Annotated in this window: 9 protein-coding genes; 5 read left to right on the top strand and 4 right to left on the bottom strand. The window is 67.6% G+C overall.

The window, feature by feature from the left end; all coding sequences use genetic code 11:
• Positions 1–27: 27 nt before the first annotated feature.
• From AB4Z00_RS06645 to AB4Z00_RS06635, 3 genes are read right to left on the bottom strand one after another with little or no spacing between them, the layout of a single operon-like run.
• Complete coding sequence (locus AB4Z00_RS06645) at positions 28–1488, bottom strand: efflux transporter outer membrane subunit (RefSeq protein WP_442045394.1); 1461 nt, start codon at positions 1486–1488, stop codon at positions 28–30.
• 8 nt (positions 1489–1496) lie between these two features.
• Positions 1497–3071, bottom strand: coding sequence for an MDR family MFS transporter (locus AB4Z00_RS06640; protein WP_442045393.1), 1575 nt, complete (start codon positions 3069–3071; stop codon positions 1497–1499).
• Positions 3068–4264 (bottom strand): HlyD family secretion protein, encoded by a 1197-nt coding sequence (locus tag AB4Z00_RS06635; RefSeq protein WP_442045392.1) that lies wholly within the window; start codon positions 4262–4264, stop codon positions 3068–3070. The genes AB4Z00_RS06640 and AB4Z00_RS06635 overlap by 4 nt, the downstream gene beginning before the upstream one ends.
• Before the next feature lie 111 nt (positions 4265–4375).
• Between AB4Z00_RS06635 and AB4Z00_RS06630 the strand changes: the two genes are divergently transcribed.
• Positions 4376–4876, top strand: a complete 501-nt coding sequence (locus AB4Z00_RS06630) for a MarR family winged helix-turn-helix transcriptional regulator (protein ID WP_442045391.1) — start codon at positions 4376–4378, stop codon at positions 4874–4876.
• Between the two features lie 391 nt (positions 4877–5267).
• A complete protein-coding gene (locus tag AB4Z00_RS06625; protein WP_132267676.1) occupies positions 5268–6302 on the top strand; it encodes a class 1 fructose-bisphosphatase in 1035 nt (344 codons plus the stop codon).
• Positions 6303–6378: 76 nt separating this feature from the next.
• On the opposite strand, the gene AB4Z00_RS06620 is transcribed toward AB4Z00_RS06625, so the two are convergent.
• Positions 6379–7593 (bottom strand): mechanosensitive ion channel family protein, encoded by a 1215-nt coding sequence (locus tag AB4Z00_RS06620; RefSeq protein ID WP_132267674.1) that lies wholly within the window; start codon positions 7591–7593, stop codon positions 6379–6381.
• Between the two features lie 358 nt (positions 7594–7951).
• Here AB4Z00_RS06620 and AB4Z00_RS06615 point away from each other — a divergent pair, with 358 nt between their 5' ends.
• From AB4Z00_RS06615 to glgX, 3 genes are all read left to right on the top strand, one after another.
• Positions 7952–9094 (top strand): glycosidase, encoded by a 1143-nt coding sequence (locus tag AB4Z00_RS06615; RefSeq protein WP_442045390.1) that lies wholly within the window; start codon positions 7952–7954, stop codon positions 9092–9094.
• Positions 9095–9180: 86 nt separating this feature from the next.
• A complete protein-coding gene (locus tag AB4Z00_RS06610; RefSeq protein ID WP_442045389.1) occupies positions 9181–10410 on the top strand; it encodes a sugar phosphate nucleotidyltransferase in 1230 nt (409 codons plus the stop codon).
• A gap of 11 nt (positions 10411–10421) precedes the next feature.
• The gene (glgX, locus tag AB4Z00_RS06605) at positions 10422–12545 is read left to right on the top strand and encodes a glycogen debranching protein GlgX (RefSeq protein ID WP_442045388.1); all 2124 of its coding nucleotides are present in this window, start codon (positions 10422–10424) and stop codon (positions 12543–12545) included.
• The last annotated feature ends 4 nt before the right edge of the window (positions 12546–12549 follow it).

Raw genomic sequence — 12549 nt, 5'->3', positions numbered from 1 at the left:
CAGATATTTATCAGCCCCAAGCCCTTATCAGCGCCAGGCTAGGCCGAGCGCCTTCTGGATGGCCACGTAATCCGATGTGAGCGCGGCGCGGGCCGTCACCAGGTTCTGCTCGGCGCTGCTGCGGTCGCGGCGGGCGTTGAGCACGGCGACGCGGGTGGCGGTGCCGGACTGGAAGCGCTGGTCGGTGAGGCTCTCCGCCATCGCCGCCTTGTCGCGCGCGCGGGCCAGCGCGGCCACGGTGATGCGGCCTTCGCGGTAGCGCGCCAGCGAATCCTCGGCATCGCGCAAAGCGGTCAGCACGGTGCCGCGGTAGCGGGCCTCGGCCTCGTCGCGCACGGCTTCGGACTGGTGGACCTTGGCCTTGCTGCGGCCGAAGTCGAGGAAGCTCCAGCTCAGTTGCGGGGCGGCAAGGGCGGTGAAGTCGTCCAGCTTGCCAAGGTCGCTGATCTTGGTGCCGCCGATGCCGATCAGGCCCATGAACGAGAGGCGCGGGAAGCGCGCGGCTTCGGCCTGGCCGATCTTGGCGGTATCGGCGGCAAGCTCACGCTCGGCCGCGCGGATGTCGGGACGGTTGGCGATCAACCGCGCGGGGTCGCCCACGGGCACTGTCGCGGGCGGCAGCGGGATCTCCCCGGCGGCGGTCAGGGCAGCGTCGAGCGCGCCGGGTTCCTGCGCGGTCAGCACCGCCAGCGCGTTCATGTAGGCGTCGCGCTCGGCGGCGAGCGGGGCGATCTGGGCGCGGGCGGAGGCGAGCTGGCCTTCGGCCTGGGCCACTTCCATCGCGGTTGCGGTGCCGCTTTCGAGCCGCTGGCGCGTGAGGGTGAGCGCCTCTTCCTGCCAGGCGATCGACTGCTGGCCGAGCGCGATGCGCTGCTGACGGTCGCGCAAGTCGAGGTAGGACTTGGCGACATTGGCGGCGATGCTCACCTGCACGTCGGCCAGGCTGGCCTCGGCGCCCTCGATGCCGGCGCGCGCGGCTTCCACCGCACGGCGCTGGCCGCCGAACAGGTCGACTTCCCAGCTGGCGTTGAAGCCCAGGTTGTAGAGGTTGAGGTCGGTGCCGCTGCTGCCCCCGCTGCTGTCGCCGCCGCTGCTGTCGCTGCCGTCACTGCTGCCGAAAGCCACGCCGGGGACATGGGCATGGGCGTACATGGCCGAAGCGCTGACCTTGGGCGCGAGGTTGGCGCGCTCCTCGCCCAAGGCAGCACGGGCCTGGCGCAGGCGCGCCTCGCCGGCCTTGACGTCGGTATTGCCGGCCAGGGCGCGGGCGATCAGATCGTCGAGCAGCGGATCGCCAAGCGGCTTCCACCAGTCGGCGACCGGCGGCGCGGCCGTGACCGCACCGGCATCGGCGCGCACGAAGGCGGCGGCCGTGGCGCCGTCGGAGGCGGCCCTGGGCGGGCCGGCATAGTCGGGACCGACCGTACAGCCGGCGAGAGTGACCGTCAGAGCCCCGGTCATCAGGGGCAGCAGAAGGATGGAACGCATGGTTTTCCTCAATGTCCGGTCGCCAGCGGCGCATTCTTGGGCAGCGGGCGAAGGAACAGAACGAGCGGAATGACGAAGACGATGCCCACCGACATCATCCAGAACATGTCGGCATAAGTCATCGTCAGCGCCTGGATCTGGATGGTCGATTCCAGCGATCGCAGCACGCCCGGTCCTTGCGCGGCGACATAGTCCTGCACGGAGACCGAATTGGCGTTGAGCGTTTCTTCCAGGCGCCGGGCGTGGAGCCAGAGGCGCTGGTCCTGGATCACTGCGATGCCGGCCAGGGCGAAGGAACCGCCCAGGTTGCGCGCGGCGTTGTAGAGGCCCGAGGCATCGCCCGCCTCTTCCCTGGGCACCGAGCGGATCGCCGCCTGATTCAGGAACATCATGCAGAACACCGTGCCCATGCCGCGCATGAGCTGGGATTCCACGAAGTCCGCGCCATCGGAAAGCGGCGTCAGGCCGGTCTCCAGCAGGGCGCTCAGCGCCAGTACGGAGAGGCCGAAGCCGACGGAGAGGCGAATGTCGACGTTGCGGATCAGCCAGGGGGTAATCGGCATCATCAGCATGACCGGGATGCCCGAAAGCATCACCACCTGCCCCGATTGCAGCGAATTGTATCCGGCGATCGTCGAAAGGAACTGCGGGATCACGTAGGACGTGCCGTAGATCACCATGCCCACCACGGTGACCATGGCGACGACGCTGCCGAATTGCCGGTTCAGCAGGAGCTTGAGCTGGATCACCGGCTTGCGCGCGAAAATCTGGCCCAGCGCGATCAGCACCATCCCGAACACCGATACCGCCGTCAGCGAGATGATGAGGCCGGAGGAGAACCACTGCTCGCGCTCGCCTTCCTCCAGCACCACGGTCAGCCCGCCCAGGCCGAGGGCCAAGCCGAGAATGCCCATCCAGTCCGCCTCGCGGATGAGGCCGAGGTTGGATTTCTGGTGCGGGATGGCCACCAGCAGCAGCGTCGCCAGTGCGATGCCGACCGGCAGGTTGAGGAAGAAGGCATAGTGCCAGCTGACGTTCTCGGTCAGCCAGCCGCCCAGCACCGGGCCGACCACCGGCCCGAGCAGCGCGGTCGCGCCGAACAGGGCATTGCCGATCGGCTGCTGGGCGCGGGGCAATCGTGTCGCCACGATGGTCATGGCGGTGGGGATCAGCGCGCCGCCCGTGAAGCCCTGGCCCACGCGGCCGACGATCATCATCGGCAGGGTGGTCGAAAGGCCGCACATGATCGAGAACAGGGTGAACAGCGCCGAGGCGACGAGCAGCAGGGTGCGAAGGCCCAGCAGGCGTTCAAGCCAGCCGGACAGCGGAATGATGACGATCTCGGCCACGAGATAGGCCGTGGCGATCCAGGTGCCTTCGGTGCCGCTGGCGCCGATCTCGCCCTGGATCGTGGGCAGCGAGCTGTTGACGATGGAGACGTCCAGCGTCGCCATCAGCGCGCCCAGCGTGCCCGCGGCCACGGCCAGCCAGGCGGCGGCATCGGCGCGCTGCTCGGTTTCCGGCGGCGCCGGCGATTCGGCCGGCGACCGGGCCGGGGACGAAACGGAAGCGGATCGGCTCACCGGTTATCGTCCCGGCGTGCCTTTTCCTGCTTGGCCACGGCGCCCTGGGTGCCCTTGGCGGCCAGGGTGTCGACCGTGACGGTGACCGAAAGGCCGGGCACGAGGACGCGGCGCGCCTCGGGTCCGGCGTCGATGGCGATGCGCACGGGCACGCGCTGGACGATCTTGGTGAAGTTGCCAGTCGCGTTCTGGGGCGGCAGCAGGGAGAACTGCGCGCCCGTGCCCGGCGAGATGGATTCGACGTGGCCGCGGATCCTGGTGCCGTCCAGCGCGTCCACCTGGATGGTCGCGGGCTGGCCGGCGTGCATCAGGCCGATCTGCGTTTCCTTGAAGTTGGCGGTGACGTAGAGCTTGGTCAGCGGCACCACCGACATCAGGCGGGTGCCGGCCTGCACGAACTGCCCGGTGCGCACGGTACGGTCGCCGATGCGGCCGTCGATGCTGGCCTTGAGCACGGTGGAGCCGACATTGACATGGGCGGCGGCCAGCTGGGCGCGGGCGGCTTCGCCCTGGGCCTCGGCCTGGCGGATCTGGGCGTTGAGCGAACCGATCCGGCGCTCGGCCGAAAGCACGGCAGCGCGCTGGGCATTGGCGGCGGCGCGGGCCTTGGCGGCCTGGTTGCGCAAGGAGGCGAGCTGCTGTTTCGTCTCGGCGCCGCTGGCGGCCAGCGGGGCATAGCGAGCGGCCTCGCGCTCGGCGTAGCGGGCGTCTTCCTCGGCCGAGGCCAGCTGGGCGCGGGCCTGGGCGATGCCGGCTTCCTGCTCGCCGATGCCGGCGCGCACGTTATCGGCATTGGCCTTGGCGACGTCGATCTGCGCCTGGTACTGCTCCGCCTGGGCATTGTAGTCGCGCGGGTCGATGCGGACGAGCGGCTGGCCGGCCTTCACGTCCTGGTTGTCGCCGACGAGCACGTCCTCGACATAGCCGGAGATCTTGGGCGAGATGGTGACCGCGTCCGCCTGGATATAGGCGTCGTTGGTGTCCTGAAGGTACTTGCCACGCGTTTCGTAGTGAAGCAGCCAGGCGCCGCCCGCGACGATCACCACCAGCACCCCGACGAACAGCGCGCGGCGCACGCCCGGGCGCTTGAGCGCGGAAGGCCGATTCGCGGTTTCGGCTGCCGGGGAGGTGCCGGATTCGCTGTCGGGGGCATTCTGGGGACCTTCGTGCGACCCGCTCACATCGTTTGCCATCAATCGTTACTCATGCCTTATTGCTGCATCGCAGCAGTGATGGACATGCACTTGCACCCGCGCGGAGCATATGGCAATGGCATTTGATATGGTCCCACACTATTTCTCGACATGAGCATCCAGCAGGAAGTCCTCGAACAGATGCGCGATCTGCATCTGCGCATGCACCGGCTCTTCAATGACCGGATGCGGGCGCATGGGGCGTCGCTGGCGCAGCTCAAGTTGCTGTTGCTGATGGAAAGATGCGGCGCGATGCGTTCGACCGACATTGCCGACGCGCTGGGTCAGGCGCCGCGCACGGTAACCGAAGCGATCGACGGGCTGGAGCGGGATGGGCTTGTGGCGCGGAGCCCCGATCCCAGCGACCGGCGGGCGAAGCGGATCAATCTGACGGAAGCGGGGCGCGCGGTCATCCGCGAGGTGGAACCGCACCGGGATGCCTTCGCAGCGCAGTTTTTCGAGGTCCTGGGCGATGAGGACCTGAACACGTTCCTGTCTATCCTGAGAACCTTGAACGACCGGATGATCGAGATGGGCGCGCCCAGTACGCTCGACAACGGCGCGCTGGACAACCGGGGATCTCCGGAAGGTTCAGCCCAGTCAGGTCAATAGCAGTATCGTCACGAGTGCGAGGCTACCGGAACAGCACACCGCAGCGCACAATACCTTGAACTCGCAGACGCAAAATACGGATTCCAGACGCTCCATATCGCTCTCCTATCGGTACCGCTCTTTGGCGGTTGCGCGCAGGATACCACTTCGGCGTCCGGGGAGGAAGAGAACATCGTTCTGCGGCGATGATTACCTGCACCAAATATGGGTTTATCGCCTGCGCGAAAAGTCCCGCCTTTCTAATCCTTCATTCCAGCGTTTGACGATGGCCGCGCGGGGCCGCTTGGGCTAAGGATGCCGGACCGGAGGCTGCATGGCCGCCGCGCCACATGATTTCAGGCCGACCCCGGCCTCATCGCCTCCTTTCGACCGCCTAGGCAGGGAACCGACCATGAAGCCGACTACGCTCACCCGCTTTCTGATAGAACAGCAACGGGAGCCCAATTCCGCCTGTCCCGCCGAACTGCGCCTCCTGATCGAGACCGTGGCCCGCGCCTGCAAGGTGATTGCCCAGGCGATCTCCAAGGGTGCCCTGGGCGACGTGCTCGGCAGCCTCGGTTCCGAGAACGTCCAGGGCGAAGTGCAGAAGAAGCTGGACGTGATCGCCAATGACCTCCTGGTCGACGCGAACGAGTGGGGCGGCCACCTGGCGGCCCTGGCTTCCGAGGAAATGGAGACGATCCACCGCATCCCGGGCCGGTACCCTAAGGGCGAATACCTGTTGCTCTACGATCCCATCGACGGTTCCAGCAACATCGACGTCGATCTCTCGGTGGGCACGATCTTTTCCGTGTTCAAGGCGCCCGAGGGTGCTTCGGGCCGCGAAGTGACCGAGGAGGATTTCCTCCAGTACGGCCGCGAGCAGGTTGCCGCCGGCTATGCCATCTACGGCCCGCAGACCATGCTGGTCCTGACCATCGGCAACGGCGTCTACGAATTCACGCTCGACCGCGAAGTGGGCGCCTGGCGCATGACCGACGGTCCGCTCCGGATCACCCCGGGCAACCCCGAAGTGGCGATCAACATGGCGCGCCGCAGCCAGTGGTCGCCCGGCATCTCGCGCTACGTGGACGAACGCGTGGGCTGCATCGACGGTCCGCTGGCGGGGCAGTACAACATGCGCTGGACCGGCTCGATGGTGGCCGATGTCCACCGCATCCTCAAGCGGGGCGGCGTGTTCCTCTACCCCTCGGACTACGCCAAGCCGGGCAAGGCGCGCCTGCGCCTGCTCTATGAAGCCAACCCGATGGCCATGCTGATCGAGCAGGCCGGCGGCGCGGCTACCGATGGACGCGAGCGTATCCTGGATGCCGAGGCCGTGGGCCTGCACCAGCGCATCGGCGTGGTCCTGGGCGATCCCGAGGAAGTGGCGAAAGTCCGCGAACTGTCGCTGGAAATGGATCTTCAGGCAGCCCCGGTCACCTGAAATCCGCCAAAGGCATGAAAAAGGCCCCGGTCGCAGCAGCGGCCGGGGCCTTTTTCGTGGTGGGGACAGCGGGTGATTATCCGCGCTGGCTCATCTGGCGTTCGGCACGCTGGGGCACCTGCGCCCGGTCATCGGCGTAAGGCATGATGAGCCGTCCGTCCGGTGCGGCGGTATAAGTCGTCTGCGTCGGATAGGGGATGGAGATGCCCTCGGCCGCGAAACGCTTCATGATGGAGACCAGCAGGCGGTCGCGCAGCGGATGCGCCACCGACCAGTCCGCGCCGGGCACGTCGACCAGCAGCGCGAAGTCGAGCGAGCTGGGGCCGAACGTCTCGAACCCGGCGCGTGCGGGCTTGCCGCCGACTTCCTCCACCAGTTCCCTCAGGATGCCGGGGATCCGTTCCAGCGTCTCCGCCGGGGTCTCGTAGGCGACGCCGATGGTGAAGGGCAGGCGGATGTGATCCCGCTTGGTGACGTTGAGGATCTCCGTGTCCAGCAGGTTCTTGTTGGAGATGATGCGCAGCTCGCCGGTATAGGCGCGGATGCGGGTGGACTTGAGGCCGATCGCCTCGATCACGCCGGTGCTGCTGCCGAAGCTGATCTGGTCGCCCTTGCTGAAGGGCCGGTCGAAGATGATCGCCAGCGCCGCGAACAGATCCGCGAAGATGCCTTGCGCCGCCAGGCCGATGGCGATGCCGCCGACACCGAGGCCCGCGACGAGGCCGGTCACGTTGACGCCCAGATTGTCCAGCAGGACCACCGTGGCGACCGCGAAGACCACCACGCTCACCAGCAGCCGGATCAGGCCCATGGCATTGATGATCGTCTCGCCCTGGAAGTGCTCGCTGGCGGTCTTGTGCTCGATCGTGCCGAGAATGAACTCGCGCGCCCAGATCGCGCCCTGCAGAACGGCGGCGATGGTGAACAGGAATGTCACCAGCCGGTCGAGCGCGGGCGGGGTCTGGGCATAGTTGTCGACCACCTTGATGGCGGTCATGACGATGAAGTAGTTGGTGGTCTTGGTCACCACCCGGCCGACCACCGTCAGCCAGGCGCCGCGCGACTGGCCGGGGCGGCAGAGGCGGTTGCCCAGCCGCCGCAGCGCGTAGAGCGCCGTGACGATGCCGATGGCGATGGCACCGGCGATGATGATCTGCAGCCAGTAGGTCTGGAACCAGTTTACCGTGGCATTGGTCAGATCGTGGATCTGTGCCTGCACGTCAGGGGGAGCATGCCGAGCCGAAGCGGCCGTGGACGTGGAGGCGGCGGGGGTGGGGGTGCTTGCAGCCATCAATACTCTTCGTTCTGCTGAGCGCATCGGCGGGCCGCTCCGCGTGACGGGCGATCCGGCCGACCAGGCGACCCACGACGCCCTGCGTCCTGTGCGGCGCAGGCTCGGCGCAGGATGGTTCAATGATCGTGCCGGCGGGATTGTTCCCGGCCGCGCGACGCCCCGAGTAGAGAGGTGCGGCGGGCTGCGTCAACCGCGGGGGGCGAGGGGGAGGGGCAGCGCCGCCCTCCGCCATCGGCCCCGTCGCCCCCGTCGCCCGCTCCGCCCGCCCCGCCGCCGTAAGCCGGCCCGGCGGGCACCCGGCGCCCCCTCGCGCGTTGGCGGCGAAGGGGGATCTTTCCTCAAGGAGGCCGCGCCGATGCCAGAGCCGTTTCCCGAAGATCGTCTCGTCTTCGTTCCCGACGATGTCGACCTCTCGCGCTCGCCGCTGGCGGGCCAGCTCGATGCCGAGACTTACGTGCTGGGCGCCTTCAATCCGGGCCTCACCCGGCTGCCGGGCGGCAACCTGCTGATGATGGTCCGCGTGGCCGAGGCGCTGCGCGATCCGATCCGGGACGGCCATGTCCACGCCATCCGCTGGGAGGGCGAGGAAGGCGAACCGGGCCGCTATGTGCTGGATGCCTGGCCGCTCGAACACGCCGACACCGCCGATCCGCGCAAGTTCATGCTGCGGGGCGGGGGCTGGAAGGTCATGGCCCTGACCTCGCTGTCCTGGCTCTTGCCGGTGGAACTCGACGCCGCGGGATTGGAAGTGGTGGCCGTCCATTACGACCGCGCCGTGGCGCCGCGCAGCAGCCTCCAGTGCTACGGCGTGGAGGACGCGCGGATCAGCAAGGTGGGCGAGGGCTGGCTCATGACCACGTGCTCGGTCAGCCCGGAGCGCCACTCCACCACGCTCTACAGTTCGGAAAACGGGCTGGACTGGCAGTTCGAGGATATCGTGCTGGACCACCAGAACAAGGACATGCTGATCTTCGAGGGGCTGATCGGCGGGCACTACTGGGCGCAGACGCGGCCGCTGGGCGATCTCTACTTCGCGTATCCGCCCGGCAGCGAATGGCGCGCGGGCCCGTCGATCAACCTGGCCCATTCGCCGGACGGGCTGTTCTGGAAGCCCTGCCGGCGCCCCGGCATCCGCCCCCATGCCGCCACGGTCGCCACTGCGCGCATGGGCGGCGGCGCGCCGCCGGTCCTGACCGACGAGGGCTGGCTGACGCTCTGGCACGGGGTCGAGCCCAAGGAGATCGTCGGCATCTATCGCACGTACTGGTCGATTCTCGACCGGGAGGATCCCTCCCGCGTATTACGGACGGACGACCGGCCGCTGATCGAGGCGAACCCGGACCTGACTCACCCGCTTGAAGCCCAGATGTACCTGCGCGACGTTGTTTTCACGACGGGAATCGCGGACGCGGGCGATCACTATGTCGTCGCCTCGGGCGAGGCCGATCTCGCCTGCCGCATCACCCATGTTCCCAAGTCGCGTTTCCGGGCGGGATGAATGCGACGAACGGAGCGCCGCCCGGCGGAACCGGCCCTCTTTTCGCGGTTTAGGCAGCGCAGAACGGTTCCGATGAAGAGGGGCGAATGGTTAGCGCGAACATCGAAGGTCATGCCGGTACGGTGCTGTCGATCATCCTGGCGGGGGGCCGGGGCAGCCGTCTCCACGACCTGACCGATCACAAGGCGAAACCGGCCCTGCCGATCGGGCCGCACGGGCGCCTGATCGACTATACCCTGGCCAATGTCGTCAATTCCCGGTTGGGGGAGACGATGGTGCTGACCCAGTACCAGCCCGATACGCTTCACCGCCATCTTCTGGACAGCTGGCAGGCCGAAACCGCGCAGCCGGCCATCTCGATCCTCGATGGCGCGGATTTCGGTCCTTACGAAGGCACGGCCGCCGCCGTGGCCTGCATCGCCGACGAGATCGACCTCGTCGCGCCGCGCCATGTCGTGATCCTGGCGGGAGACCATCTCTACCAGATGGACTATCGCCCCTTCGTGGAACGCCACATCGCCGCCAGGGCCGAAGTCACCGTGGGCGTGGTCCATGTCCCGCGCGACCAGGCCTCGGGCTTCGGCGTGCTGGAGGCGGATGCCGATCACCGGATCACCGCCTTCGTCGAAAAGCCCGTGATCGCCCCTGCCGCGCCGGACCGGCCGGACCACGCGCTGGCCTCCATGGGCATCTACGTCTTCGAATGGTCGCTGCTGCGCGACCTGCTGAAGGAGATCGAGGGCACCGTGGCCGATCTCGACTTCGGCAAGCACATCATTCCCGCGCTCGTTTCCTGCGGCACCGCCTATGCCTATGCCCTGCCCGGAAGGCAGGGGCGCGAGCCCTTGTGGCAGGACCTCGGCACGCTGGACGCCTATCACGCGGTGCAGCGCCACCTGCTGGACGGGTCTCTGGCGCTCGACCCCGCCTGGCCGGTGGAGCATCCCGTCCATCACGGCGTGGGAGACCGCCGCGCGATCGGCTTCGGGTCCACCTTGCGCAATGTCGTGCTGCTGCCGGGCGCGCGGATCGGGCGGGCGGTGACGATCTCGAACGCCATCGTGCTGGCCGACGCGGTGATCCCGGACGGTTTCGATCTCGATGCCGAACTGGCCGAGAGCGGCAAGTGGTGCACCATCTCGGAAGGCGGCATCCGCGTGATTTCCGCCAGGGCGCTGCAGCGGCTCGCCTCGCGGCGGCGGCGCGCCAATGAGGTGGCCCCGATCAAGGCCATCCAGCAGCCGGGCCAGATGACCGGCCAGAAACCGGATCAGCGTCCCCGCATGGCCGAAGCCATGCCCGTCTCCTTCTTCTGAAAGGGACTTCCATGTCCGCCGAGACGCCTTTCGCCTTCGCCAAGCCGGAGCGGCAGCAGCACGAACTGGGCGCGGATTTCACCGGGGAAGGCACGCATTTCGCGATCTTCTCGGAGAACGCCGAAGCCATGGAGCTTTGCCTCTTCTCCGAGGATGGCGAAGAGGAAGTCGCCCGGCTGGAAATGCCCAGCCGGGAAGGCTCGATCTTCTCGGGCTACCTTCCGGACGTGAAGCCCGGCCAGCTTTACGGCTACCGCGCCCACGGGCGCTACGAGCCGGAGCAGGGCCACCGCTTCAATCCCAACAAGCTGCTGCTCGATCCTTATGCGCGCGAGATTGCCGGCAGCCTGCAATGGGACGATGCGCTCTGGGGCTACGACCTCTCGACCGGGGACGACCTGACGTTCGACGGCCGCGATTCCGCGCCGTTCATGGTCAAGGGCGTGGTGCAGGATCCTGACTTTGACTGGGAGGGCGACAATTCGATCCGCCGCCCCTGGGGCGAAACGCTGGTCTACGAGGCGCATGTCCGCGGCCTGACCATGAGCCACCCGGACGTGCCGGAGGAACTGCGCGGCACTTATGCCGGCATGGTCAGCGCGCCGATCCTCGACCACCTGCAGGAGCTGGGCGTTTCGGCGATCGAACTGCTGCCCTGCCAGTTCTTCCTCGACGACCGCATCCTGCTGGACAAGGGCCTGTCGAACTACTGGGGCTACCAGACGCTGGGCTACTTCGCGCCCGAGCCGCGCTATCTCGGCCCGATCCGCGGCAAGCCCGGTGGCGGTTCCGTGGCGATCCGCCAGTTCAAGGCCATGGTGAAGCGCTTCCACCAGGTCGGCATCGAAGTCATCATGGACGTGGTCTATAACCACACCGCCGAAGGTTCGGAGCGCGGACCCACGCTCTGCTTCCGCGGGCTGGACAACGCCAGCTACTACGCCCTCTCGCCCGAAAACCCGCGCTACAGCTTCGACCAGACCGGCACCGGCAATACGCTGAGCGTGGCCAATCCGATGGTCATCCGCATGGTGCTCGATTCGCTGCGCTACTGGGTGCAGGCCATGCACGTCGATGGTTTCCGCTTCGACCTGGCCTCCACGCTGGGGCGCGAGGCCCTGGGCTTCGACCGCGAAGGCGGCTTCTTCGACGCGATCCGGCAGGACCCCATCCTCTCGGGCGTCAAGCTGATCGCCGAGCCGTGGGACGTGGGCAGCGGCGGCTACCAGGTCGGCGGCTTCCCTTATCCGTTCCGCGAATGGAACGACAAGTTCCGCGACACCGCGCGCGGGTTCTGGCGCGGCGATCCGGCGCTGGTGGGCGATCTTGCCAACCACCTGATCGGCTCGCCCGAACAGTTCAACCACTCCGATCGCGGGGCGACCTCCTCGGTCAACTTCCTGGCCGCGCATGACGGGTTCACGTTGCTGGACACCGTTTCCTACAACGATCGCCACAACGAGGCGAACGGCGAGGGTGGGGCGGACGGCCACGACAACAACCTGTCCGATGACATGGGCGCCGAAGGGCCGACCGAGGACGAGGGCATCAACGCCGCGCGCGCCGCGCGCCGCCGCGCCATGCTGGCGACCCTGCTGCTGAGCCAGGGCGTGCCGATGATCCTGGCCGGGGACGAGTTCGGCAACAGCCAGAACGGCAACAACAACGTCTACTGCCAGGACAACGAGACCGCCTGGATCGACTGGGCGGGCAAGGACGACGCGCTGCTGGCGTTCACGGCCCGCATGGTGGGCTTCCGCCGCGACCATCCCGTGCTGTCGCAGGACAATTTCCTGAACGGCGAGCCGGCCGAGGACGGCCGCGTCGAGATCGCCTGGCACCAGCCCGACGGCCGCGAGATGGACGCCGAGCTGTGGGAGCAGGCGGAACTGCGCGTCCTGGGCTTCTTCCTGACCTATTCGGCGCAGGAAGCCTTCGTGGAAGGTGAGCGGCCGCTGTTCATCGTGCTCAATGCGGGCGACGAGGTGACGTTCACCCTGCCGGACCACAATGGCATCGCCAGGTGGCAGCGCGTGCTCGATACCGCGCGGCCCGATGCGTTCGAGCCCGAGCCGGTGGAAGGCGAGGCCGCCATCGTTCCCGCCCATAGCGTCTGCGTCTTCGCGCCRGAGTGACCGC

Origin of the sequence: Novosphingobium sp. YAF33 (assembly GCF_052113265.1) — a bacterium.
In the GTDB taxonomy this organism is placed as follows: Bacteria; Pseudomonadota; Alphaproteobacteria; order Sphingomonadales; family Sphingomonadaceae; genus Novosphingobium.
This window is presented reverse-complemented; position numbering and strand designations above follow the sequence as displayed.